Origin of the sequence: Geobacillus sp. C56-T2 (genome assembly GCF_007829715.1) — a bacterium.
Classification (GTDB): domain Bacteria; phylum Bacillota; class Bacilli; order Bacillales; family Anoxybacillaceae; genus Geobacillus; species Geobacillus icigianus.
In genome coordinates this window covers 195,454-219,074 of record NZ_VJWB01000001.1, presented here as the reverse complement: position 1 = coordinate 219,074, position 23,621 = coordinate 195,454, and the positions used below count along the sequence as shown (strand labels likewise).

At 53.3% G+C, this 23,621-nt stretch carries 22 protein-coding genes and 1 pseudogene; 5 read left to right on the top strand and 18 right to left on the bottom strand.

Annotation, left to right across the window (positions count from 1 at the left end; all coding sequences use genetic code 11):
- Positions 1 to 8: 8 nt before the first annotated feature.
- The 7 genes from cshA to GC56T2_RS01155 form a co-directional block, all read right to left on the bottom strand.
- Complete coding sequence (cshA, locus tag GC56T2_RS01180; protein ID WP_033023675.1) at positions 9 to 1,412, bottom strand: degradosome RNA helicase CshA; 1,404 nt, start codon at positions 1,410 to 1,412, stop codon at positions 9 to 11.
- Between the two features lie 73 nt (positions 1,413 to 1,485).
- A complete protein-coding gene (locus GC56T2_RS17685; protein WP_186440017.1) occupies positions 1,486 to 1,644 on the bottom strand; it encodes a hypothetical protein in 159 nt (52 codons plus the stop codon).
- Between the two features lie 37 nt (positions 1,645 to 1,681).
- A complete protein-coding gene (locus GC56T2_RS01175) occupies positions 1,682 to 3,058 on the bottom strand; it encodes a UDP-N-acetylmuramoyl-tripeptide--D-alanyl-D-alanine ligase (RefSeq protein ID WP_144972473.1) in 1,377 nt (458 codons plus the stop codon).
- 6 nt (positions 3,059 to 3,064) lie between these two features.
- The gene (locus tag GC56T2_RS01170; protein WP_144972471.1) at positions 3,065 to 4,162 is read right to left on the bottom strand and encodes a D-alanine--D-alanine ligase; all 1,098 of its coding nucleotides are present in this window, start codon (positions 4,160 to 4,162) and stop codon (positions 3,065 to 3,067) included.
- A 158-nt stretch (positions 4,163 to 4,320) separates the two neighbouring features.
- A complete protein-coding gene (locus GC56T2_RS01165) occupies positions 4,321 to 5,463 on the bottom strand; it encodes an MGDG synthase family glycosyltransferase (RefSeq protein WP_144972469.1) in 1,143 nt (380 codons plus the stop codon).
- 12 nt (positions 5,464 to 5,475) lie between these two features.
- Positions 5,476 to 6,072 (bottom strand): DedA family protein, encoded by a 597-nt coding sequence (locus tag GC56T2_RS01160; RefSeq protein WP_144972467.1) that lies wholly within the window; start codon positions 6,070 to 6,072, stop codon positions 5,476 to 5,478.
- Between the two features lie 10 nt (positions 6,073 to 6,082).
- On the bottom strand, positions 6,083 to 6,811 hold the full coding sequence (locus GC56T2_RS01155) for a polysaccharide deacetylase family protein (protein WP_144972465.1): 729 nt from the start codon (positions 6,809 to 6,811) through the stop codon (positions 6,083 to 6,085).
- Between the two features lie 559 nt (positions 6,812 to 7,370).
- Between GC56T2_RS01155 and GC56T2_RS01150 the strand changes: the two genes are divergently transcribed.
- Positions 7,371 to 8,441 carry an undecaprenyldiphospho-muramoylpentapeptide beta-N-acetylglucosaminyltransferase gene (locus tag GC56T2_RS01150; protein ID WP_144972463.1) on the top strand — a complete coding sequence of 357 codons (1,071 nt, stop codon included), beginning with the start codon at positions 7,371 to 7,373 and terminating at the stop codon, positions 8,439 to 8,441.
- A 371-nt stretch (positions 8,442 to 8,812) separates the two neighbouring features.
- On the opposite strand, the gene GC56T2_RS01145 is transcribed toward GC56T2_RS01150, so the two are convergent.
- From GC56T2_RS01145 to GC56T2_RS01120, 6 genes and pseudogenes are all read right to left on the bottom strand, one after another.
- Positions 8,813 to 9,634, bottom strand: coding sequence for an undecaprenyl-diphosphate phosphatase (locus GC56T2_RS01145; RefSeq protein WP_144972461.1), 822 nt, complete (start codon positions 9,632 to 9,634; stop codon positions 8,813 to 8,815).
- A gap of 170 nt (positions 9,635 to 9,804) precedes the next feature.
- The gene (locus GC56T2_RS01140) at positions 9,805 to 10,728 is read right to left on the bottom strand and encodes an ROK family protein (protein WP_144972459.1); all 924 of its coding nucleotides are present in this window, start codon (positions 10,726 to 10,728) and stop codon (positions 9,805 to 9,807) included.
- 223 nt (positions 10,729 to 10,951) lie between these two features.
- On the bottom strand, positions 10,952 to 11,455 hold the full coding sequence (locus GC56T2_RS01135; RefSeq protein ID WP_144972457.1) for a spore coat protein: 504 nt from the start codon (positions 11,453 to 11,455) through the stop codon (positions 10,952 to 10,954).
- Between the two features lie 127 nt (positions 11,456 to 11,582).
- Positions 11,583 to 11,867: pseudogene (locus tag GC56T2_RS01130) on the bottom strand (sporulation protein); the annotation flags it as partial.
- A gap of 199 nt (positions 11,868 to 12,066) precedes the next feature.
- Positions 12,067 to 12,372 (bottom strand): hypothetical protein, encoded by a 306-nt coding sequence (locus GC56T2_RS17680; protein WP_172706354.1) that lies wholly within the window; start codon positions 12,370 to 12,372, stop codon positions 12,067 to 12,069.
- Between the two features lie 145 nt (positions 12,373 to 12,517).
- Complete coding sequence (locus GC56T2_RS01120; protein ID WP_144976966.1) at positions 12,518 to 13,855, bottom strand: TrkH family potassium uptake protein; 1,338 nt, start codon at positions 13,853 to 13,855, stop codon at positions 12,518 to 12,520.
- Positions 13,856 to 13,978: 123 nt separating this feature from the next.
- Between GC56T2_RS01120 and GC56T2_RS17675 the strand changes: the two genes are divergently transcribed.
- A complete protein-coding gene (locus tag GC56T2_RS17675; RefSeq protein ID WP_172706355.1) occupies positions 13,979 to 14,155 on the top strand; it encodes a hypothetical protein in 177 nt (58 codons plus the stop codon).
- 123 nt (positions 14,156 to 14,278) lie between these two features.
- On the top strand, positions 14,279 to 16,231 hold the full coding sequence (gene ltaS / locus GC56T2_RS01115) for a lipoteichoic acid synthase (RefSeq protein ID WP_144976963.1): 1,953 nt from the start codon (positions 14,279 to 14,281) through the stop codon (positions 16,229 to 16,231).
- Positions 16,232 to 16,249: 18 nt separating this feature from the next.
- On the opposite strand, the gene GC56T2_RS01110 is transcribed toward ltaS, so the two are convergent.
- Both GC56T2_RS01110 and GC56T2_RS01105 read right to left on the bottom strand, forming a co-directional pair.
- Complete coding sequence (locus tag GC56T2_RS01110) at positions 16,250 to 17,578, bottom strand: S8 family serine peptidase (RefSeq protein WP_144972455.1); 1,329 nt, start codon at positions 17,576 to 17,578, stop codon at positions 16,250 to 16,252.
- 128 nt (positions 17,579 to 17,706) lie between these two features.
- Positions 17,707 to 18,435: an N-acetylmuramoyl-L-alanine amidase gene (locus tag GC56T2_RS01105; protein WP_144972453.1), complete on the bottom strand. Its 729-nt coding sequence runs from the start codon at positions 18,433 to 18,435 to the stop codon at positions 17,707 to 17,709.
- A gap of 543 nt (positions 18,436 to 18,978) precedes the next feature.
- On the opposite strand from GC56T2_RS01105, the gene GC56T2_RS01100 reads away from it, so the two are divergent.
- Entirely contained in the window at positions 18,979 to 19,443 is a 465-nt protein-coding gene (locus tag GC56T2_RS01100; RefSeq protein ID WP_144972451.1) for a DinB family protein, read from the top strand.
- A 53-nt stretch (positions 19,444 to 19,496) separates the two neighbouring features.
- On the opposite strand, the gene GC56T2_RS01095 is transcribed toward GC56T2_RS01100, so the two are convergent.
- The gene (locus GC56T2_RS01095; RefSeq protein WP_144972449.1) at positions 19,497 to 20,216 is read right to left on the bottom strand and encodes a DsbA family oxidoreductase; all 720 of its coding nucleotides are present in this window, start codon (positions 20,214 to 20,216) and stop codon (positions 19,497 to 19,499) included.
- Positions 20,217 to 20,355: 139 nt separating this feature from the next.
- Here GC56T2_RS01095 and GC56T2_RS01090 point away from each other — a divergent pair, with 139 nt between their 5' ends.
- Positions 20,356 to 20,757: a DoxX family protein gene (locus GC56T2_RS01090; RefSeq protein ID WP_144972447.1), complete on the top strand. Its 402-nt coding sequence runs from the start codon at positions 20,356 to 20,358 to the stop codon at positions 20,755 to 20,757.
- A 61-nt stretch (positions 20,758 to 20,818) separates the two neighbouring features.
- Here the strand turns inward: GC56T2_RS01090 and GC56T2_RS01085 are convergent, their stop codons facing one another.
- Both GC56T2_RS01085 and GC56T2_RS01080 read right to left on the bottom strand, forming a co-directional pair.
- Complete coding sequence (locus GC56T2_RS01085) at positions 20,819 to 22,030, bottom strand: iron-containing alcohol dehydrogenase (protein ID WP_144972445.1); 1,212 nt, start codon at positions 22,028 to 22,030, stop codon at positions 20,819 to 20,821.
- Between the two features lie 15 nt (positions 22,031 to 22,045).
- A complete protein-coding gene (locus tag GC56T2_RS01080) occupies positions 22,046 to 23,587 on the bottom strand; it encodes an aldehyde dehydrogenase family protein (RefSeq protein WP_144972443.1) in 1,542 nt (513 codons plus the stop codon).
- Positions 23,588 to 23,621: the final 34 nt, after the last annotated feature.

The following is a 23,621-nucleotide window of genomic DNA, read 5'->3' as shown; positions in this document are numbered from 1 at the left end:
AACGGCGCTTAATGCGCCGTCATCCGCCGTTTTTTCGTCCGGCTGCGCGTCGAGCTGTCCGGGCGACCGCCTCGCTTTTTCTCCCGTTTGACCGCCAAAGGCGGCTCTTCCGTCAGCTTCACCGGCGTCGTGTCCGGTTCGCGCGTCAACATTTTCAAACAAGCGGCGACGATCGTCACCGAATCGTGCTCCTCAAGCAACTCTTCCGCCGCCCGTTTGTAAAACGATAAGTTTTCGGTTTCAACAACGTTCAACAGCCGTTCAATGGCAACGCGCTGTTGGCCCTCGAGCGCCTCATCGAGCGTCGGCGGCTTCATGCGCTCCATTTTCCGCTTCGTCGTCCGTTCAATATGGTGAAGCTGCCCGATTTCCCGCGGCGTGACAAACGTCATCGCCATCCCGGTCTTGCCTGCGCGCCCGGTGCGCCCAATTCGGTGAACGTAGCTTTCCGGGTCTTGCGGAATGTCAAAGTTGTACACGTGCGTGACGCCGGAAATATCGAGCCCGCGCGCCGCCACATCGGTCGCGACCAAAATTTCAATCGTTCCTTCCTTAAACTTGCGCAGCACCGACAGCCGCTTCGCTTGGCTTAAATCGCCGTGAATGCCTTCCGCCGCATAGCCGCGCAAGTTGAGCGCTTCGGCGAGCTCGTCAACGCGCCGTTTCGTGCGGCCAAACACGATCGCCAGCTCCGGCGCTTGAATATCCAGAAGCCGCGTCAAAATGTCAAATTTCTTTTTCTCGTGCACTTCCAAATAGTATTGCTGGATGTTCGGCACGGTCATTTCTTTTGCTTTCACTTTGACGAGCTCCGGTTCGTTCATGAACCGCTCGGCAATGCGGCGGATCGGATCCGGCATCGTCGCCGAAAACAGCAGCGTCTGCCGCTCGGTCGGCACATGGCTTAAAATCGCCTCGATATCTTCAATAAAGCCCATGTTGAGCATTTCATCCGCCTCGTCAAGCACGACCGTATGCACGTGATCAAGGCGCAGCGTTCCGCGCTGAATATGATCGATGATGCGGCCCGGCGTGCCGACGATGACGTGTGGATGCTTTTTCAAGGCGCGAATTTGCCGTTCAATATCTTGGCCGCCGTAAATCGGCAAAACGCGCACCCGCTTGACGGCGCCGATTTTATACAGTTCTTCTGACACTTGGATGGCCAGCTCGCGCGTCGGTGCGACGACGAGCGCCTGGATGGCGCCGTTTTTCACGTCCACTTTTTCCACGATCGGAATGCCAAACGCCGCCGTCTTCCCCGTTCCGGTTTGCGCCTGGCCGATCACGTCTTTATTTTGCAGGCTGAGCGGGATCGTTTTCGCTTGAATCGGGGTCGTTTCTTCAAATCCCATTCGCTCAATGGCTTTCATGACTTCTTGGCTTAATCCTAATTCTTGAAATGTCGTCAATGTTATTCAAACTCCCTTAATCCAAAATCGTCCCTTTTGTTCGTGAGAAAGGTTTGACAGTTATCATACCATGTTATGCAGCGATTTGCAATGTTGGGCGTCCGCGGCGGGCAAAAATGTTTCCCCCCTCGGATCGATGAATGCAGCGGGCGATGCTATAACAGGCGCGGCGGACGAAGATCACAAAAGCGGTCGATATTTCCGGCAAACCGGCGCGGAGACTTACAGCCACGCCCCCCTGCTCTTCATTTCTTTGCGCTGACTCGGCGCTACTCCCAACAGCGAAGCAGCTCTTCCAATTTCATGCCGCGCGATGCTTTCAACAACACAATATCATCCGGAGAGGCAACCGATAGCACGGCCTCGGCCAGTGCCGTCTTATCGTCAAACGCCGTTACACGTCCTTGGCCAAAAAACGGCGCGGCGGCCTCGGCAATATGGCGCGCCAACGGTCCGTAAGTGAACACATAATCCACCATTTGCGGCCGCAGCATTTCCCCGATTTCTCGGTGGAACGCAACTTCTTGGTCGCCGAGTTCGAGCATATCGCCCAATACCGCGATTTTGTGCCGATAACCATCCAGTTCTCCAAGCAGCAGCAACGCAGCGCGCATCGATGTCGGGCTGGCGTTGTAAGCGTCATTAATCACTGTAAAGCCGCGTTTCGTTCTCACTACTTCCGTACGCATGCGCGTCACTTGCAAACGGGAGAGAGCGGCGTCAATCTCCTCCCAGCTGATGTCAAAAAAGCGAGCCACGGCAATGGCAGCGAGCGCATTGTATACGTGATGTTTCCCCAATACCGGCATAAACAGCGTCCGACCGGGGAGGGCGTTCACCGCGAATGACGTGCCCCCCGCTTCGATGCGCACCGCTGTCGGATAATAATCGTTTTCCTCGCTCTCCCCAAACGTGACGACGTGACGAGGCAGCGGCAAATGCGGCACCCGTTCGGCTAAAAGCGGCTCATCACCGTGATAAACGAACAACCCGTCGCGATGCAAACCGGCGACAATTTCGAGTTTCGCCTTGGCGATTCCTTCTCGCGACCCAAGCTCTTGCAAGTGCGCTTCACCGATGTTCGTGATGACGGCGGCGTTCGGCCGAGCGATCATCGTAAGCCGCTCAATTTCACCAAACCCGCTCATTCCCATCTCCACAACGGCGATGTCTGTCCCTTCCTCCAGCGCGAGCAGCGTGAGCGGCACACCGATATGATTGTTCAAGTTCCCTTCCGTTTTTTGCACGCGATAGCGGGTCGAAAGCAAAGCGGCAAGCATGTCTTTCGTCGTCGTTTTGCCGTTGCTGCCGGTGACGCCGACCACGTGTAGACCGAGCTGTTCGCGATAGCGGGCAGCAAGCCGTTGCAGCGCCGTCAATGTATCATCAACAACGATGACCGGAACCCCTTCCGGCGGCTCCCCCTCCGCTGCCGTCCATAAGACGGCGGCCGCTCCCTTCTGCACCGCTTCTTTCACAAACGCGTGGCCGTTAAACGTCTTGCCGCGCAACGGGACGTACAAATTGCCGGCCGCAATCGTCCTTGTGTCGGTCGATACCCCAGAGGCGACAATGTCTTCCCACTCTGGCCGGGGACAACGGCCGCCGGTCATCGCAGCAATCTCTCGCACCGTCCGTTTCATCATCGGCTCTCACCCTCTTTTTCGTTCCAATGTGTACGAAATCGTCTGTTTTTCTTGATGCCGTTCCAACGCCAGCGCAATGAGGCGCTCGATCAGCTCCGGATATGACACGCCGCTATGCTTCCAAAGGAGCGGGAACATGCTGTATGGCGTAAATCCCGGCATCGTATTGACTTCGTTAATGTACACCGTGCCGTTCTCAGCAAGGAAAAAGTCAACGCGTGCGAGCCCGGATAAATCAAGGGCCCGAAACGCCGTTAACGCCATCGACCGGATCGTTTCATACTGTTCCTCCGTCACAGCGGCGGGAATAATCAGCTCCGTTTGCCCATCTTCATACTTCGCTTCATAATCATAAAATTCCTTTTTCGGCACAATTTCTCCGACAACGGAACAAACCGGCTCGTCGTTCCCGATCACGCCAATCTCAATTTCTCGGCCGACAATGGCTTCCTCAATAATAATTTTCCGATCATACGTAAACGCCTCAGCAAACGCCGTTTTTAACTCATCGCGCCGCTTGCACTTCGAAATACCGACGCTCGAACCGGCGTTGGCCGGCTTGACAAAGCACGGATAGCCGAGCGCCTGTTCAACCCGGTCATACACCGTCTCGCCGCCTTGGTTCCATTCGTATTTTGTCACTGCCACATACTTCGCTTGGCGCAGCCCAGCTTGGGCAAACAAGTTTTTCATCACCACTTTATCCATCCCGACGGCAGAGGCGAGCACCCCATTGCCGACGTACGGAAGGTTGAGCATTTCCAGCAACCCTTGCACCGTTCCGTCTTCGCCGTTTGGTCCGTGCAAAAGCGGGAAAATGACATCGATCGCTTCCTCTTGGCCACCCACATCCGATGGTTGGACTTGGTTCAAAGACACCGGGATCATCGCGGTAGCGTCTGACACAAATTGGAGCTGCTTGACTTCCTTGACCGGACCCGTCAGCGGCTCTCCTTTAATCCATTTCCCTTCCGGCGTAATATAAATGGGAACTACAGCAAATTTATGAGGATCGATCGCGTTCATCACCGCCATGGCCGTTGACAGCGACACTTGATGTTCAGGCGATTTGCCCCCGTATAACACGCCTACTCTCGTTTTCATCATCGTTCCTCCTCGTTTCTTTAGCCATCGTTGTCTATTGTAACACGGTTCACACCCAACGGTCTGATATTTTATTATGTGCGGTGTGGGTTGTTTCGCCACACCTCCGTCTTTCCGCACAAAAAAACGCCATCCAACTCCTGTCAGATGGCTTCTCATTACGGACGCAACACCCGCCAAGCCACGCGTTGCGGCATCGCGGCCACCATTTCGGCAAGCGCCTCTTGCGCCGTTTTTTCCAACCCAGCAAAATAGTCCGAGACACGCCGGAAAAAGCGGTTTTTCTCGACATCGTCGGTCAGCAGCCGAAACATCTCCTGTTCGACTTGTTCCGGTCCGCTCAAATGGTAAATGAGGCCGTTTCGCTGCAAGTATTGCAAATTAATGCGCTCTTGCCCAGGCAAGCAATCGACCGCAAAGATCGGAATGCGCTTATGAAGCAGTTCGCTGACGGTTACCCCGCCCGGTTTCGTCACCACCGCATCCGCATCATCGTACAGCCGGTTCATCTCCTCAGGGTCGGTGATGTACGGAAGTGGGCGAATGTGGGGCAGCTGCCAGCTGGCGATTTCTTCGTACAGTTGGCGATTGGCGCCGCATAACACAGAGTAGCGGAACCGAGCCGATGTTCGCGCCGCCTGTAAGAAGGCCATCATATTGCCGAGCCCTTGGTTTCCGCCAGCGACAAGCACGTGAGCAGGCTGCCGTTTTCGCCGCCCCTCGGCACGGTTCGTAAACACATCATGGACCGGAATGCCTGTCACAACAATGCGGGCCGGATCGAGTCCGTATGTCGTCATCAGCTCCCATTTGGCTTCTTGATGGGGAACAAAATGGTAGTCAATGAATCGTTTTCCCCATACGCTGTTCATAAAAAAGTCCGTATAGACGTTCACTACGGGAACGGCCAAGGCTCGTTTCCGCTTCAGCCGCTGCAAAATGCGTGATGGAAACGAATGGGTACAGACGATAAGATCTGGACGCTCTTGCTCCACCATCTTTTTCATCTTGCTCTCGAAGTAAGGAAGCCATGGCTCGAACGGCATCAGCTCAAACCGTGACAGCTCTTGGTACATGAGCGTTTTGTACAAGCGGTGATACGAACCGGGATGCGAGCGAATCCAGCGCAAATATGCCTCCGACACCATCTTTTCCATCAGTTCATTGCAATAGCTCAAAAAATCGATTTTTTTGCTTTCAACTGCCGGAATTTGCCGTTGCAAAAAATCGATCAGCGTATCGGCCACTTTATGGTGTCCGGTATTCATTTGAAACAGCGGCAAAAACAACACTTTCATCATCGATCGCACCCTTTAGCTCTCCATAGATTTTTTTCGCCTCCGCTGTCCGACCCATGCCGCAAGCAAAAACAGCAAAAACAATCCCAATCCAGCGAGCGGGAAGGAAGCGAGGGGGAGATGGAGATGCCGGCCGAGCAGCTGTCCAGCCAACGTTAAAGGAATGACCCATCCGGCTGTCCCGACCGTAGCCAACCAGAAAAACGTCCGAAACGGGAGACGGCTCACGCCCGCCATATACGGGCAGATTTGCCGCACCCCTGGGGCATAGCACCCGAACAAAATGCCCCATTTTCCACGGCGGCGAAACCAAAGCTGGGCCTGTTCCCACCGCTCCTTCGTAATCCCTACATATTTTCCGTATTTTTGCACAAACGGAACTCCCCACCATCTTCCAGCCCCATACGCGGCTACCATGCCGGCCATCGTTCCACCCCAGCACGAAGCGATCGTCGGCCAAAACAGCAGTTGCTCTTTGGCGATCATGACTCCGACAAGAAAAAGCAAACTCTCCTCCGGCGCCGGAATGCCAACGATGCCACAAAACAAAAGCAAAAACAACATCACATACCCGTACGACTGAACATACGGCAACCATACGCTCGTATCCATAGCTCCCCCATTACATCGACAGCCTTTGTTGATTAGTTTGCGCGTTTCTCAAGTCTGTAATCGTCACCCAGCGCATCTTTTTCGCCGTTTCATCCTTCAGCAGCAGCTCAAGAGCGGCCAGCATCTGCTCCGGAGCGCGTTGATCCGCTCCTAAAGCATCACCGTTGTCATGCAATACGATCACAGCTCCACCGCGCACAGCCGCCCGCAATCGATGGAACAATTCCATTGTACCCAATTTCTCGTTCCAATCACCAAGAATATGCGACCATAACACGGTAACATATCGCTTTTGCACAATGGGCGTCCAAGCGTTAAAATGGCCCCATGGTGGCCGATAATATAAGGGACGCTGCCCGGTCGCCCGCTCAATCGCCGCAGCGGTCCGCCGCAACCCTCGGTCGAGCCAAAACGGCGGAAGCAGCCAATTGCTGATATGACGGTAATTATGCAGACCGACTTCGTGCCCCTCTTCCACCATCCGCCGCACGATCTCCGGATGGCGCTCCACTTTTTGACCGACGACAAAAAAGGTCGCTTTCACTCCATATTTCTTTAATAAATCAAGCAGCTTTGGCGTATAATACGGGTCAGGGCCATCATCAAACGTCAAAGCGAGGCAGTCAGGCGCCGTTCCTTCACGAAACAAACGCACCCGCTTTTTGCGAATGACGATCGTCGGCACAACCCCGTAACTAACGATTCCAACCAACAAACAACCAACCAGCCATGCCAACATCTCGTCTTCACCCCTTGATAGTACTTTACCAATATTTCGTGTCTTTGAAAATAGGAGACTAGCCGATCACTGTTTAATAAATCGCTAGAATGCTGGTGATTCCATCGTGCATACCGCTTCCTAGCATCGTTTCTCAAATAGAAAAGTCTTGCAACACTGCACACTTTTATTCATCATCACCGGCCTTCTAGGAGGCTGGTGATTTCGTGTAAAACGCTACTGATCCCATCCATTTCTCAATTAGAGAAACTTTGCAGAATCAGCTTTCTTTTTTGAATGAAAATGCCGCCGATTGGTGTGTGACAGCGGTTTTTCACCGGCCTTCTAGAAAAAGGATGCACACGAAATGAAGTCGCCTTGCCCATTCCTCCTGCTCAATACGAAATGCACCGCTCTCTGGTTTCCTCCATCAGCGGCGGGAAATTTGCTATAATGACAGATGGGCACGATATGTTGGGGCGGGAATTTCCGCTAGCGGGCCTTGCCTGCGGAAACTTTTCTGCCTCTCGGAGCCTAGAATGGCATAGGTTCATTTTGCCAACAAGACAGGTGATGTGTGTTGCGAAAAAAAATCGTTTTAACCGGCGGCGGCACGGCTGGACATGTCATGGTCAACGTCGCCCTCATCCCGAAGCTGAAAGAGCTTGGATGGGAGATCGTGTACATCGGATCCCATCAAGGTATTGAACGCGAGATTATCGGCCGCATCGACGGCGTTCCGTACTATCCGGTATCAACCGGAAAGCTGCGCCGTTATTTTGATTGGAAAAACTTTAAGGACCCGTTTCACGTCTTAAAAGGGATTTGGCAAGCGTATCGCTTGATCCAAAAAGAAAAGCCGGCGGTCGTATTCTCCAAAGGCGGGTTCGTCTCCGTTCCCGTCATTCTCGGCGCTTGGCTAAACGGCGTTCCGTCCGTCATTCATGAGTCTGATTTGACGCCCGGCTTGGCCAACAAAATCGCCATGCCGTTTGCGACAAAAATTTGCCTGACCTTTCCGGAAACAAAGAATCATGTGCAAGCCGACAAAGCGGTGTACGTCGGCGCCGTCATCCGCGAAGAGCTGAAACACGGAAGCGCGGAGCGGGGGCGACGCCTTTGCCGGTTTGCGGGAAAAAAACCGGTGCTGCTCACCATGGGGGGCAGCTTAGGTTCAAAAACGATCAACGATGCATTGCGCGCCTGCCTGCCCGCGCTGCTGAGCGAATTTGACATCGTCCACATCTGCGGAAAAGGCAACGTCGATTCAAGCCTAGTAGGCCAACAAGGCTACCGACAGTTCGAATACGTCAACGAAGAGCTGCCTGACCTGCTGGCCTTGGCCGATCTCGTCGTCTCCCGCGCCGGCGCGAACGCCATTTTCGAACTGCTGGCCTTGCGCAAGCCAATGTTGCTCATCCCGCTCTCAAAAGCCGCCAGCCGCGGCGACCAAATCTTAAACGCTCGCTCATTTGAAAAAGCGGGCTATGCAGCCGTGTTAATGGAAGAAGACTTGACAGACGAATCATTGCCAGCGGCCATTCGCCGCCTGTACGAAAACCGAGACCGCTACCGGCAAAACATGGAACGGTCCGGCAACAACGATCCGCTGCAAACGCTTCTTTCTGTCATTGAAGATACCGCCCGCTGATCAAAAGAAGGCGATGCCTCACGCCGCTATTGGCCGTTGCTGGGCATCGCCTTCCTCCCTCCTCGAACGGGCTTCCTCATCGTTAACGCCTTCCCGTCTGACGGATCACGTCAACATCGAACCAAACCGGAAGAGAAACTTCATTCGAAACGAGCGGTGATATACTTCCACCACCTACGCCGACGCTTAGGGGCGGGGGCTCGGGTCATCGCGTCTATCGACAGGAAGTGGACCGAGCCACCCCCGTGTGCCCCACGGTTCGACAACCCGTTAGACCATACCTAACTGTTTCAAGCCTTTCTTTTTTGAGACGGAACCGAAATTCATCTCCCTTTTTTGTTTAGAAGTGGGAGACTTCTTCCGTTGGTAAGTTAAAAGTACAAGAAATAAATGACCGCCGCCAAGACAATGCGGTACACCGCAAACGGCACGAGACGGATGCGGTTAATCAGCTGCAAGAAAAAGCGGATCGCCAGCAAGGCAAAGACGAAAGCGCTCAAAAAGCCGGCGATGAAAAACGGAATATCGGCGGCGCTGACATATTGCCAATTTTTCAAGAGCGACAGGCCGCTCGCCCCCGCCATGATCGGCACTGCCATAATAAACGTGAAATCAGCGGCAGCGCGATGGCTCATACCGGCGAGCACCCCACCAGCAATCGTCGATCCGGAACGGGAAAACCCCGGCCATAAGGACAAACATTGCACGAGACCGACAAAAAACGCCTGCTTGTACGTGATTTGGTCGACCGTCTGCGCCCGCGCCGCCTTTTTGGCGAATTGGTCGGCAACGATCATCAACAGCGCACCAAGCACTAAGCCGATGAGCACCGTTTTCGTTGAAAACAAATGTTCATCGATATAGTCTTCAAACAATACGCCGAGCACCCCGGCCGGGAATAGACCGATGATGACATGAAGCAGCGTCAGCCGCGGCTTCCCGCCCGGATGGCGACCACGAACGCCGAGCAAATCCAAAAACCGGTCTTTAAACACCACAACGGCAGCCAAAATGGAGCCGAGCTGAATGACGACTTTAAACGTATTGGCGGCGTATTGGCCTAAAAACTCCGTCGACTTCAACCAAAGATCGTCGACAATAATCATATGGCCGGTGGAAGAAACGGGAGCGAACTCTGTCAATCCCTCCACCATTCCTAAAATGACGGCCTTCCACAACTCCATCCACTGCATCTTTGTCCATCCTTTCTGCGCGGAAATCGTCTGTTTCCATACATATGGGCCAAGCGGCAAAATAGCACTCCCCGTTCAGTCACGCCTGCTCTATTGTACTATAAATCATCTGTTTCTACTACCCGCGCCGTTCATTGGCTGGACAAAGACGGAGCCGTCATGCATGCCCGTTACGCCGGCGGCAGTTCCCCGCGCCGCTGCAAATAGTGGTACAACGCCCCAAGCAAATTGGCATCATTTTTGAAGTGACACTTTTCAATGACCGGCTTCACTTTGGCAAACGGCACGGCTGCGAGCAAGAGGGAAAGGCGCTGTTCAATCTGTTCAATAAAGTCCGGACGATTGCTGACGGCGCCGCCGAGAACGATTTTTTCCGGGTCATAGGCGTACTGCAAATTAAAAATGCCATGGGCAAGTGAAAAATAAAACCGGTCCACTGCCTTTTGGGCGGCGGCATTCCCTTCATCGGCCAGCGCAAACACCTTTTCCCCATTCAGTTCACCTTCTGGCACTCCCATGTCCGCCGCGGCCATGCGCACAAGCGCGCTCGTCGCCCCTAACTCGCTCCACGTTTTTCCTTTCACCGTCCCATCTTCATAGCAAACGTCCATCAACATATAGCCAAATTCCCCGCCATGCAAATGAGCCCCTTTATGAATGCGGCCTTCTTTCACGACCGCTCCCCCGATGCCGGTGCCGACGACGACAAACGCGACATCGCGATGATGCTTCGCCGCTCCTTTCCAAAGCTCACCGAGCGCGGCGCAATTCGCGTCGTTTTCCAATTCAATCGGCAGTCCTGTCTCGCCGCCGAACACTTCTTTGAAATTGGGACCATGAATGCAAGGCAACGCGCTGCTTCCACCGATGATGCCGCTCTCGCTGTCCACTCCCCCCGGACAGCTCATCGCCATGCCTTGAATCGAATAATTCGTTCGGGCTTGACGGACAACAGCCAACAGATCGGCTTTAAACTTGGCAAAATCATGCCGTTCGGAAGGATAACTCCCTTTCTCCAAAAAATCTCCTTGGCGGTTCATCACCGCATATTTGACATACGTTCCACCGACATCAAAGACGATATATTGAGGCATCCATCCCACTCCTATTCCGCTTGCTTTCGTTTATCCATTCGCCAGCCTCCCCGAGCTATCCTGCCTCGTCCGTTGTCATTCAAACAAAAAAATTGGGGATGACCCAAAAGGCGATCTCCCCTCAGGAAAGACACATCATATAGTGCAGGGTGGACCGGTTAGTGCCTATATATAGCGATGAGAGAGGGTGTCCCGATCCTTTTGGGACACCCTCGACGCTTGGCTAACGCTCATATCTCATGGCTAACGCTTTTTGTGCCCGGCGGACATCATGGTGAAGAAGCTGGACGAGATCATAAGCTGGATAGAATCCCCGCTCATACATGTAGCGAAACGCTTTTTCATGCGTATCGATGGCTTTGAGCAGGTGGTTGACGAACGTTTTGCGAAGCACCGGAGTCGCCGTTTCGGTAATGGCCGCGGCGTAATTTCGCACAGACGTTTTCGCAAAACTGAGCAAGTCCCCTGCATGCAACGCCGTCTCGCTTCCCTCCTCATCACGCGCCCCCTCCATCATGGGAGCGGACGGAATAAAGGCAAGCAGCTCGCGGACGTTCGCCTCAACCCCTTCAATCGTCTCGACATACAGCCGTTTCAACTCAGGGCAATCAATGTTGCCGACGGTCTTTTTCATTTTCATAAGCGCATGGGCTTGAAACGCAATCAGCTCGTGCAGTTCCAGCGTTTCGTGCCAAGCTAAATGGCGATGGCCGTGCATGTGGTTCATTTCGTTTCCTCCCTGTTGGTGTTGATGCCATTCTCCATTGACTGTATATGCCTAGAGGGAGGAAACGGTTCCCATTGTCCAAGCCTAGCAACGCAAAGAAGACAAAGCGAACTGCGTTGCGCCGCCGTTACAGCCAATCCCCGCCGTCAAAGCCATCGCCACCGTCAAACCAATCATCAGCATCGATTCCATCCGCGATATCGTCGGCAACATCATCGATCACATCATCGAGCAGCTCCTCGGCGATCATTCCCGTCAGCATTCCGGCCGCAAAGCCGCCAATGGCTCCCGCCCATCCTGATCCGCCATGATGCGGGCGAGAAACGGGTGGCACGTGGCTGTCCGAATGACCATAAAACGGCGAAGACGACAATGGCCAATGATGCGGCTCCAGTGAATCGATCGCGCCACTAAAACAATGAGCACAAAGCCAAGTACCAAATTCGCCTATTTCATGATTTTCGTTTTTGAGGCTAAGCGCCCGAGCGACAAGCCAGCGCGAATCAGCGTGAGAGTAAACAAACCAACCAGCAGGACAAAAGAAAGCGCGGGAAGATGCAAAAACGACGAACTAATCCCGGCGCCAAACGCATCCGTTGAACGGATCCCCCTCATCCCCATAAGAAATACCCACACTTAAACTGTCCATGCTCACGCTCAAAACCAACCCCATCATCGATACCCATAACCACATCGAAATCCCCCTTGCCGTAAAATATACAACCCAGTAAGGCAAGAGGAATGTCATCCCCTTCGACATGAATCGATTTCCGGGGAAATACTTCCTCTTTTCTCGACATTATTCCCGCAAATGATACGGCAATGTCGCGATGACGACATCTTTTTTCATAATGAGAACAAAGCGTGAAATGATAGTGATCACCAGCAAGCTCAATAAAATAATGCCGTTGGAACAAACGAGGAGATCACCTAGGTAAACCATTTTTTTGGTAAAAGGGGTTTATTCCCCATCTGTTTGTCGATTAACCATCGTTTCAGCGAGGCCATGTCTCCAATTCTTCCTTACCATGTCTGTCAGCCAAAAAACCGTTATTCCCACCGTTATCCGATCATCATTCTCCCTTTCGGATAACGGAACGGATCCGGCTGACGGCGCAACGTCACCGCATAGGCGATCGTCAGCGGGCCGACACGGCCGGCAAACATCGTCAAAATGATGACCATTTTCCCTAACGGAGACAATTCTGGCGTCAGCCCCATTGACAATCCGACGGTCCCAAACGCCGATGTCGCCTCGAATAAAATCATTAAGAAATCTTTGCCGTTCTCGGTCACCGTCAGCACCATCGTGACCAACATGACAATGAACAACCCGCTCATCGTCACCGTCAGCGACTTGTATACCGTATCGTAAATGACGCGGTTGCGAAACAGCACGACATCTTCCTTCCCGCGGATTTGCGACCATACGGCACCAAGCAAGGTTGTGAACGTTGTCGTTTTAATTCCTCCGCCCGTCGAGCCCGGCGAGGCGCCGACAAACATGAGGAAAATGATGAGAAACAAGGTCGGCTGCGTCAAATCGGGGATGTTGAGCGTGTTCGAACCTGCCGTGCGCGGCGTCACCGCCTGATAAAACGCAGACAACAACTTGCCTGACAGCGACAGCGGTCCCATCGTTTTCGGATTGTTCCATTCCAGCACCAAAATCAACGCCATGCTGGCCAGCAGGAGCCAGCCGGTCGTCGCAACGACCACTTTCGTGTGAAGGGAAAGGCGGCGTGTTTGCCGATATTCGTATACTTCGTTCATGACGATGAAACCGATTCCCCCTAAAATGATCAGCAGCGGCACGACAAGGCTGACGACCGGGTCATCTACGTACCCGGTTAAACTGCGAAATTCGCCCATTAAGTCAAAGCCGGCGTTGTTAAAGTTGGAGATCGCATGAAAAAAGCCGAAATAAATGGCCCGGCCGACCGGCATGTCCAACGCAAACCGAAGCGAAAGCAACACGCCGCCCACGCCTTCAATCACGATGGTGAAAATAAAAATGCGTTTCACCAATCGAACGATGCCCTCAATCGTCAACTGGTTCAGCGCCTCTTGCAGCAAGAGCCGCTCTTTCAGCGAAATGCGCTTGCCGAGCAAAAAGGCAAACAATGTCGCAAACGTCATAAACCCGAGCCCGCCGACTTGGATTAATGCCAAAATGACAAGTTGACCAAACAATGTGAACGTCGTTCCTGTATCCACAACGACTAGGCCGGTGACACACGTCGCTGACGTCGCAGTAAACAGCGCGTCCAAAAACGGCAGCCCTTTTCCGTTGACCGTCGCCATAGGAAGCGTCAGCAGCAGCGCCCCTGCCAGAATAATGAGCGCGAACCCTAGTACGAGAATTTTCGGCGGATCCAAAACTATGCCTTTTCCCTTCATCATCCCATCACCTTCCCTCTACTTTATTCAAGGTAGCGGACCGCATATAGAAAAACTATACCAAAAATAACCCGTTCTCGGTACGGGACAATTTTTATCATAACCGTAAATCGGGGTAATAAAATGGGTAAAGAGCATGGACATCGGGACAAACTTGTTGAAACTTTTTTTGTTGCGATTCGTCTAAATGAATGGCAGTCCATTCCTCGCCGCCGCATCCAGCCAAACGAGGAAGGAGGCGTTTATCATCCCGAAAAACATTCCATTGACTTTTGGCAAAAGAAGTATTATGCTACTTGACATGGAGACGATCCGATGTAAAATGATGTAAGAACGCAACGTGCATATTTTCATATAAACAGAGAAATGTAGGATGGAAGAATACGAGGCAAAGGAGGAGAAGAGGACGTGAACGTAAAAAAGATGGGAAGAGCTTGGTTGACGATGTGCCGTTCTCTCTCTAACCAATATATTGGTTTTTTTATTTTGGCGGTGCTGTTGTTTTGGCTGAAGACGTATATCGCCTATTTGGCCGAGTTTAACCTCGGCATCAGCAATTCGATGCAGGAATTTTTGCTGCTGATCAACCCGATCAGTTCGGCAGTGTTTTTCTTAGGGTTGGCGCTCCTCGCAAAGGATACGCGCTTCTACCGCTGGATCATTATTATTAATTTCACTTTATCGTTCATTTTATACGCTAACATCGTCTATTACCGCTTTTTCAGCGATTTCATTACATTGCCGACGCTGACGCAAACGAAAAACTTCGGTGATTTGGGTGGAAGTATTTGGGAATTGCTGAAGTGGTACGATGTGTTTTATTTCTTGGATACGGCCATTTTGGCGGCGCTTGTGATCTCTAAGCGCGTTCCACTCCCGCAAGTGCAAGCCGGCCGCTTCAAAAAAAGCATTGTATTCGCTTCGGCCATTCTGATGTTCAGCGTCAATTTGGCGCTCGCTGAGGCTGACCGCCCGCAACTGCTGACGAGAACGTTTGACCGGAATTACATCGTGAAATATTTAGGTATATACAACTATCTCATTTACGATGCCATTCAGAGCATGAAATCGTCAACACAACGGGCGTTCGCGAACAAAAGCGATATCACAACGGTGCTGAACCACGTGCAGGCGACGTACGCCAAACCGAATCCAAAATATTTCGGGGTGGCGAAAGGCAAAAACGTCATTTACATTCACTTAGAGTCGCTACAAAATTTTGTTATTAACTACAAGTTGCATGGGGAAGAGGTCACTCCGTTCTTGAACTCGCTCACCCGCGCTCCGAATACGTTCTATTTTGATAACTTTTTCCATCAAACCGGACAAGGAAAAACGTCGGACGCGGAGTTTATGTTGGAAAACTCGTTGTACGGCCTGCCACAAGGCGCCGTCTTTACGACCAAAGGGCAAAATACGTACCATGCGGCTCCGGCTATTTTGCGTCAATATGGCTATACAAGCGCCGTTTTCCACGGCAACTACAAATCGTTCTGGAACCGCGATGAAATTTACAAGTCGTTCGGATTTGATCATTTCTTTGACGCCAGCTACTATAGCATGAAAGACGAAGACGTCTTGAACTACGGTCTGAAAGACAAACCGTTCTTCCGGGAGTCGATCCCGCTGTTAGAGACGTTGAAAGAGCCGTTCTATGTAAAATTTATTACGTTGTCGAACCACTTCCCGTACCCGATCAGCGAGGAAGACGCTACGATCCCGCCGGCAACGACTGGCGACGGCTCGGTCGACCGTTATTTCCAAACGGCTCGTTACTTGGATGAGGCTGTCAAAGAGTTCTTTGATTATCTGAAAAAATCGGGTCTGTACGACCGCTCGGTCATCATTTTGTACGGCGACCATTACGGCATTTCCGAAAACCATAACAAAGCCATGGCACAAATTTTAGGAAAAGAAATTACGCCGTATGAACATGCTCAATTGCAGCGGGTGCCGCTATTTATCCACGTTCCGGGCATCAAAGGCGGCGTCATTCACGAGTTTGGCGGCCAAATCGACTTGCTGCCGACGCTGCTGCACTTGCTTGGCATCGATACGAAAAACTATGTCCACTTCGGAACAGACTTGTTGTCGCCGGACCATCAAGAGATCATCCCGTTCCGCAACGGCGATTTTGTCACACCGACAGTCACGGCCGTCAACGGGAAATACTATGATACAAAAACGGGCGAACCACTTGAAGAAACGCCGGAGATTCAACGCCTTGAACAAATCGTGCGCACGAAGCTCGATTTGTCCGATAAAGTCGTTTACGGCGATTTGCTCCGGTTCTATACGCCAAAAGGCTTTAAACCGGTCGATCCATCGAAATACGATTATAACAACCGTGAAGACGAAGAGGGAAGCGCTCACTAAGCGCCTCCCTCTTTTTTTCTAGCCTTGCAGCAGCCGCTCGACAGCCCGCTTCGCATTCACATAGCCCGCCCCGTATACGTTCGGGTCGCGCCCCTTCCACAAATCGGCGCCGTCTTTTAACGCCTGCTTGATCTCGTCCGGCGTCGCGGTTGGTTTCGCCTGAAGCATTAACGCGACAATGCCGGCGCAAATCGGCGTCGCCATCGATGTGCCGGACATCGCCGTATAATAATCACCGATCCGACTTTGCTTATTCATCTTGTCAAGAAATGAACGCCGTGCGCGAAGCGAAACAATGTTGACCCCCGGGACGACGAGATCCGGTTTGGTCACCCCATATTCCGTCGGCCCCCAGCTCGAAAACGGCGCCACCGCATCATCGGTGCGCGTTTCCGCCGTATCGCGGTCATCGAGGGCGCCGACCGTAATGATGCGGTCGCTGATGCCCGGGCTGGCGATTGTTCCATAATTTGGTCCTTCATTTCCCGCCGCTGCACAGACGACAATGCCGTTTTCCCACGCCCGTTCGACGACTTGCACGAGCGGATCATCATTTTCGGCCGGGAACGGCTGCGGCTCCCCACCAAGCGATAAAGAAATGATTTGAATGCGCTTAGTCGGGTTGTTCCTATTGTAGTCAATGCACCATTCGATGCCGCGGATAATGGTCTCTAGCGTCCCGCTTCCCGAGCGGTCGAGCACTTTGACGCCCACGACGTTCGCCTCATACGCCGGCCCGGCGTACAGCCCGTCGGACATGCGCCCGTTTCCGGCCGCATCGCCGGCGCAATGCGTTCCGTGACCATTGTCATCATACGGTGCCGTGCGGCCATTCACCAAATCAGCAAACGCCACAATCCGTCCTTCTAAATCCGGGTGCGGGTAAAGGCCGGTGTCGACAATCGCAATCGTCACCCCTTTGCCGCTCAGCTCGGTTCCATTGACGGTGACGTGTTTCGCATTCGCCGATGGCACGGCGTTGTTTAATAACGCTTTGACGGTGCGGTTAAGATACACTTTTTTCACTTTTGGATGCTCAAGCAGCTGCTCGAGCGCCGCAGGTGTCACCCTTGCGCTGTAGAAGGGAACATGGCGAAAATGGTGGCGTACTGTCATACGGAAATGATCGCGTTCCGCCTTGGCCACTGCCTCCATCCCTTCAGCATTTTCGACTTCAATCAAGACGGAAAGCCTCCGCCATTTCCGCAGCCAGCGCTCCATCCAACGGTGAAAAATGCACGGCATGCGCGTCATCGGTTTGTACATATTGACAAGCGCATGGCGGAGAGGACGGTCAAGACGCCCCGCATGGCGGCGGGCCAACTGGACGATCGAATAGCCAAACATGTCTTTTCCCCCTTCCTTTGTTTCTCGCTATACTCATATGACGGCTGAACAAAGGAGGAGGCGGCCTTTCCCCTAGGACAAACGGACAAAACCACATGCCCGTCTAAAAGCTAGACAAGCGTTTTTCGTCACTTCTCGACCTGTTCGAGCACAATCCGCTTCGCTCTTCCTAAATAATGCTCCACTTGGCGCAGCGCGTTTTCCGGTTTAGCAAAGGCGCCAACTTGCTTGCCATCAACGATCACACGCGTCAATCTTTGAACGCTTGGCTCATCCGGATCCTGCTCAGGAGGATTGTTCGGCGTCCCTTCTTTTTTTCTCAATCCAAGCGCCCGTTCTAATCCGTTGACATGACCGCGGGCAATCGTCCGCAAAAATTCGGTGTCCGCCAATTTTTTTGCGTCTTCCTCATTATCGATAAACCCGTTCTCCGTCAACACCGCCGGCATCGCTGTCTCCCTTAGCACATGAAAATTCGCCTTCTTTTTTCCACGGTCGCGGAATCCTGTCGCCCGAATCACTTCTTCATGCAGCACATCACGAATGCGCGCCGTTCGGGAATTTTCGGACAGCTCGTAGTAAATGTAATCTTCGTATCCCGTGCCACCGCCCGCGTTCACGTGGATCGAAACGTATAAATCGGCCCCCCAGCGGTTGGCTCGCTCCGTCCGCTCGTTCAATGACACCGTTTCATCTTTTGTCCGGCTCAGTTGCACGGAAACTCCTTCGTACTCACTTTGCAAAAGGCGGCGCATCTCCAAGGCGATGGACAGCGTGATGTCCTTCTCCCGCAATCCGTTGCCGACCGCCCCAGTGTCCGTCCCCCCGTGACCGGGGTCAAGAAAAATATTCACCATCGCGCTTCTCTCTCCCACCCTTCTCGCTTAGGAATCTGTCACTATTAGCATAAGCATAACGAGCGAAAATGCGATGGACAGTTTCCCAAAACCAATAAAATAAGGCACAGCCATCTGCTTCGGCTGTGCTTGATTTACGGATTGACACCGGAACCGTTGGAAACGAAGCGCGTCATCCCCATAGAACAACAGTCTGTCAGCAGCGTCTAAAAATCATTCTTCTGCAAAGCGGACCGAAATTCATCCTCATCTTCCGCTCCAATGACCGAAATCAGCTGATTCATCTCAAGACTTCTATCATAGAATGAATCGGTCTTTTCTTTTCGTCTCAAATAGTCTTTTTTACCAGTTTCCTAATCATTCGCATCAGTAGCGTGTGATCAACTATCAGTTTCTTAAGTTCCTTGATCATTTCTTCTGCCATGGCGGTCGCGAATGTTGTTCTCGCCATAACGAATCACCTCTTTTCCCCCTGCTGGTGATCGAAAAGACATTGTATGGTAAAATGAAAACAGGAATCCTTAACCAAAAGGAGGTATCGCCATGCCCCGCGCACAAAAATGGGTGAACTATTTCCTTTCACATCGCCATGTCACGCTGGAACTGATCAACAAAATCGACGAAGCGCATTATGAGTACAAACCGACGCCGACGTCGATGACGGCGAAGCAGCTGGCGACGCATATGCTGTTCAGCTTTTACAATTTCGCCAACGCGGCGAAACACGGCGATCCATCGCTGTTCCGGCAAAAAATCGAAGAACCGGAGACAAATTTGGCTAAACTGGCGGAAACGTATACGGAAAAAACGAGGCAGCTCATCGAATCAATGAGTGATGACGACTTTAACCGGACGCTCGATTTCACTTCCATCTTTGGCATTCACATCCCAGCCACTCAGCTGCTGCAAATGGCGATGGATCACGAAATCCACCATAAAGGGCAGCTGTTCGTCTACGTCCGCGCGATGGGGCATACGGACTTGCCGCTGTTTGTGAAGCGCGGCTAACCTTCTTTTACGAAAAAAACCGGCTAGCGGATCCTAGCCGGCTGTTCGTTTGCTTAACGGACGGATTCGTCGATCGAGCAGTTGCCGTCCGTGCATGCCCCGCCTTCGTCAGCGAGCGGCCGCAACGGCAAAGCTTGTTGTTCCTCCTCCCACACTGTTTCTAGCGCCCGCCGGAACACATCGACCGGCTGAGCCCCAGAAATGGCATACTTTCCATTCAGCACGAAAAACGGCACACCGCGGACGCCAAGCCGGGCCGCTTCCGCTTCATCGTTTCGCACTTGCTCTGTGTAGCGGCTGCCATGAAGCACCGCTTCCGTCTCGCTTCGGTCAAGCCCGGCCGCTTCCGCGATGTCAAGGAGCACGGCGCGGTCGCTGATTCGCTTTGATTCGGTGAAATACGCGAAAAACAGCCGTTCGACGACATCATCAAGCTTCCCTTTTTCCTTTGCGTATTGCGCCAAGCGATGAGCGTCAAACGTATTCGTCGGCTTCATCGTCTCGAAGCGGAACGTCAAGCCGACCGCTTCCGCCTGCCTGCCGATATCCGCGTTTGCCCGCTTCGCTTCCTCCACGGTAATTCCGTATTTTTTGGCAATGATTTCATGGATGGTCAACGGCGTCTCATTGGGAGCGTTCGGGTCGAGCTCAAAGCTGCGGAAGACGACCGTCACGTCGTTTCGGTGCGGAAACTGTTCCAGCGCTTGTTCCAAACGGCGCTTGCCGATATAGCAAAACGGACAGACAAAATCGGACCATACTTCTATTTTCATGGCCATCCTCCTTGACTTTTGACACGATTCCCCTCCATTGTAGCCCATTGCCGGTCGAATGGCTAACGAAAGGCATGAGAGCGGACGTGCCTGCATAACATTGTACTACCATGCGATTGGGACAAGGAGGGAAAATCTAATGCGTTCCCGGGAATTCGGCGCCTTTCTGTTGCGAATCGTCACCGGATTCATTTTTTTCGCCCATGGCTGGGTGAAATGGCAGCGAGGGCTCGAGGCAGCGGCCGATTCGTTTGCGACAATGGGGCTTCCCGGCTGGCTCGCCTACATCGTCACGATTGTCGAACTCGTCGGCGGCTGGGCGATGATGCTCGGCCTCGGCACACGGCTGATGGCTGCGGCGTTTGCCATCATTATGACGGGGGCGATCGTCACCGTCAAAGCGGACGCCGGGCTGCTTGGCAACGGCCGAGAAACAGGCTATGAATTCAATCTCGCCTTGCTTGCCATGTCGATGTATTTATGGCTGAACGGAAGCCAACTTTGGTCGTTGGACACGGTTATCGGGCGGCTGCGGGGCTGAACCCGCTGGCACAAAAAACCGGTGTCCCGCTTCATGTGCGGGATACCGGTTTCTTCCTGCTTCATCCTTTTTCCACTGTCAACTTCACAACGCGCTCGCCGACCGCCCGAATCAGTTCAGGAGGCAGTGGAAAGCTGACCGCTGCCGGGTCGGCAGCGACCGCCGGAATGGTGGCGGCAAATTGTTCGTCCGTGATCGGATAATCAGCAAAATCCGCGGGCAAGCCAATGTCATCGCGCAAGCGGCGAATGCGCTCGATCGCTTTAGCGAGCAGCACCTCTTCCCCTTGGCCGTGATCGTGAATGCCGAGCGCTTCAGCCAGCCGCTTCGCTTTTGGCAAATACAACTCCGGAATCGCTTCCATCACGACCGGCAAAAAGACCGCATTCGCCAATCCGTGCGGAATGCGGAACATCGCCCCGTACGCATGGGCGAAATTGTGCACCGGGATGGCGTTTAACGCAAAGCTGAAAGCGGTGATGCCAAGCAAACTCGCCTGCAGCATCTCCGAACGGGCGCGGATGTTTCCACCGTCACGGACCGCCTGCGGCAAATAATCGTGAATTAGGCGAATCGCCTGCAAAGCGCATGCATCCGTAAGCGCGGTCGCCGTCGGCGAGGCAAGCGCCTCAATGGCATGGGTGAGCGCATCCATGCCGGTGAACGCCGTCACCTTCGGCGGCAGCCCGACTGTCAAATCCGGGTCGAGCACCGCCACATCGGCATTAATAAACGGATGGATGATGTTCGTTTTCAACCGCAACTCTTCATTATAAATGACCGCAATCGGCGACACTTCCGATCCCGTGCCGGCGGTCGTCGGGATGGCGATGTGCGGAATCGGCATGAATTGCGCCTTTGGAAACGACTCGTACAACAACCCGCCGGGAATGGCCTCTTTAATGTCGCGCAACCCTTTGAACAGGGCGTATTTCACCCCTTTAGCCGTATCCAACACGCTGCCGCCGCCGACGGCCAACAAAGCATCGGCGCCGACTTCGCGCGCATAGCGCGCGGCCTCATTGACGCATTCGCTTTCCGCATCTTGGCGGATATCTAGGAAGATGCCAGCCAGTTCCGGTCCAGTCCCGTGCGGCGTCAGCTGAAACAGATCGGCCACCTTCCCAACGACGCCGGCCTGCTCAAGCCCGCGGTCGGAAAGCAACAGCACCCGCTTGGCGCCGAGCCCGCGAAACAAATCCGGCACGAGTGCCCGGCTATTTGAGCCCGTATAAATCGCTGTGCGCAGCCAAAAATTCGCTAACGTCGTCATTCCCCGTCCCCCTTTTTATGCTTTTCTCATTGCGCCCAACTTCGAAAACAGCACTTGATACCATTTGCGCTTCTCGAGCTCCGGCACCATCGACGTATGCACATGTTTCAGCTGCGTGTAGGCGTCAAGTGAATATTTGCCCATCTCGCGTCCGATGCCGCTTTGTTTGTATCCGCCAAACGGCGCGTCATTGCGCAGCATGTGCCAATCATTGATCCAAACGACGCCCGCCCGCAAGCGCCCGGCGATAGCGTACGCCTTGTTGACATCGCGCGTCCAAACGCCGGCCGCCAGCCCGTAAATCGTATCGTTCGCCATCGCCACCGCCTCCTCGACGTCGTGGTAGCGAATGACGGACAACACCGGGCCGAAAATTTCTTCTTGGGCGATTTTCATGCTGTTTTTCACATTTGTAAAAATCGTCGGCGCGACAAAATGGCCGCCTTCACAGCCCGGGACATCCACCGCATGACCGCCGCAGACAAGCGTCGCTCCTTCTTGTTTGCCAGTTTCAATATAGGATAGCACCGTTTCTTGTTGCCGCTCGGAAATGACCGGGCCGATATCGGTCGCCGGGTCAAGCGGGTGGCCGATTTGCAGCGTTTTTGTCAGCGCGACGAGCCGTTCGACGACTTCATCATGCATCCGATCCGGCACAAACAACCGCGTTCCCGATTCGCACAGCTGGCCGGAGTGCAAAAAGACGCCAAACAAGCTGCCCGGAATGGCGATCTCTAAATCCGCATCATCAAGCAAAATGTTCGGCGACTTGCCGCCAAGCTCGAGCGTCACGTTTTTGACTGTCCCAGCCGCCAGTTCCATAATCCGACGCCCGACTTCCGTCGAACCCGTAAACGCTACTTTATCGACTTCCGGGTGGCTAACAAGCGCCTCCCCGACTTCCACGCCCGGTCCAGCCACTACGTTAATGACCCCAGGAGGCACGAACGATGAAATGATTTCTGCCAGCTTGAGCGTCGAGAGCGGCGTATAGCTTGCCGGCTTGACAACTATCGTATTGCCCGTCGCCAACGCCGGGGCGATTTTCCAAGATGCGATCATGAGCGGCAAATTCCACGGCGTAATCGCTGCGCACACCCCGATCGGCTCGCGCCAAACAAAATTGTGCGCCGGTCCGGGAAATGGCGGAATCGGCAGCGTTTCCGAAAAGGGGTACTCTTGAACGATATTCGCCATCGTTTGAAACAAATCAACCGTCTGCAAAATATCAATCGAGCTGATGCGCCGGATCGTCCCTCCGCTTGAGATCGCTTCCAAATAAGCGAGTTCTTGGGCGTTGGCGGCAATGGCCTGAGCGATCGCATTCAGCACGCGCGCCCGTTCTTTCGGTTTCATCGTCTTCCAATCCGTCTCATCAAACGCCTTGCGCGCCGCCTTCACCGCCCGATCCACATCTTCGGCTGTCGCCTTCGCGACGGTCGCCACCGCTTCGCCGGTTGCCGGATTGTAGACGTTAAACGTTTCCCCACTGCTTGCCGGCTGCCATTGGCCGTCAATGAAGAGCGGAAAATGATGCACTTGCACATGGGTGGTCATGACGATTTCTCCCTTCCTTGTTTTCGACTCTCAA

Excerpts from the sequence above, each read along its gene's own strand:
- GC56T2_RS01135 (WP_144972457.1), bottom strand. The coding sequence starts at position 11,455 with ATGAACCACATGCACGGCCATCGCCATTTAGCTTGGCACGAAACGCTG.
- GC56T2_RS01170 (WP_144972471.1), bottom strand. The coding sequence starts at position 4,162 with ATGAAAACGAGAGTAGGCGTGTTATACGGGGGCAAATCGCCTGAACAT.
- GC56T2_RS01160 (WP_144972467.1), bottom strand. The coding sequence starts at position 6,072 with ATGGATACGAGCGTATGGTTGCCGTATGTTCAGTCGTACGGGTATGTG.
- GC56T2_RS01145 (WP_144972461.1), bottom strand. The coding sequence starts at position 9,634 with ATGCAGTGGATGGAGTTGTGGAAGGCCGTCATTTTAGGAATGGTGGAG.
- GC56T2_RS01165 (WP_144972469.1), bottom strand. The coding sequence starts at position 5,463 with ATGATGAAAGTGTTGTTTTTGCCGCTGTTTCAAATGAATACCGGACAC.
- GC56T2_RS01155 (WP_144972465.1), bottom strand. The coding sequence starts at position 6,811 with ATGTTGGCATGGCTGGTTGGTTGTTTGTTGGTTGGAATCGTTAGTTAC.
- GC56T2_RS01095 (WP_144972449.1), bottom strand. The coding sequence starts at position 20,216 with ATGAAAATAGAAGTATGGTCCGATTTTGTCTGTCCGTTTTGCTATATC.
- GC56T2_RS17675 (WP_172706355.1), top strand. The coding sequence starts at position 13,979 with ATGGGTAAAGAGCATGGACATCGGGACAAACTTGTTGAAACTTTTTTT.
- GC56T2_RS01110 (WP_144972455.1), bottom strand. The coding sequence starts at position 17,578 with ATGTTTGGCTATTCGATCGTCCAGTTGGCCCGCCGCCATGCGGGGCGT.
- ltaS (WP_144976963.1), top strand. The coding sequence starts at position 14,279 with ATGGGAAGAGCTTGGTTGACGATGTGCCGTTCTCTCTCTAACCAATAT.
- GC56T2_RS01090 (WP_144972447.1), top strand. The coding sequence starts at position 20,356 with ATGCGTTCCCGGGAATTCGGCGCCTTTCTGTTGCGAATCGTCACCGGA.
- GC56T2_RS01100 (WP_144972451.1), top strand. The coding sequence starts at position 18,979 with ATGCCCCGCGCACAAAAATGGGTGAACTATTTCCTTTCACATCGCCAT.
- GC56T2_RS01140 (WP_144972459.1), bottom strand. The coding sequence starts at position 10,728 with ATGCCTCAATATATCGTCTTTGATGTCGGTGGAACGTATGTCAAATAT.
- GC56T2_RS01105 (WP_144972453.1), bottom strand. The coding sequence starts at position 18,435 with ATGGTGAATATTTTTCTTGACCCCGGTCACGGGGGGACGGACACTGGG.
- GC56T2_RS01085 (WP_144972445.1), bottom strand. The coding sequence starts at position 22,030 with ATGACGACGTTAGCGAATTTTTGGCTGCGCACAGCGATTTATACGGGC.
- GC56T2_RS01120 (WP_144976966.1), bottom strand. The coding sequence starts at position 13,855 with ATGAAGGGAAAAGGCATAGTTTTGGATCCGCCGAAAATTCTCGTACTA.
- GC56T2_RS01175 (WP_144972473.1), bottom strand. The coding sequence starts at position 3,058 with ATGATGAAACGGACGGTGCGAGAGATTGCTGCGATGACCGGCGGCCGT.
- GC56T2_RS01080 (WP_144972443.1), bottom strand. The coding sequence starts at position 23,587 with ATGACCACCCATGTGCAAGTGCATCATTTTCCGCTCTTCATTGACGGC.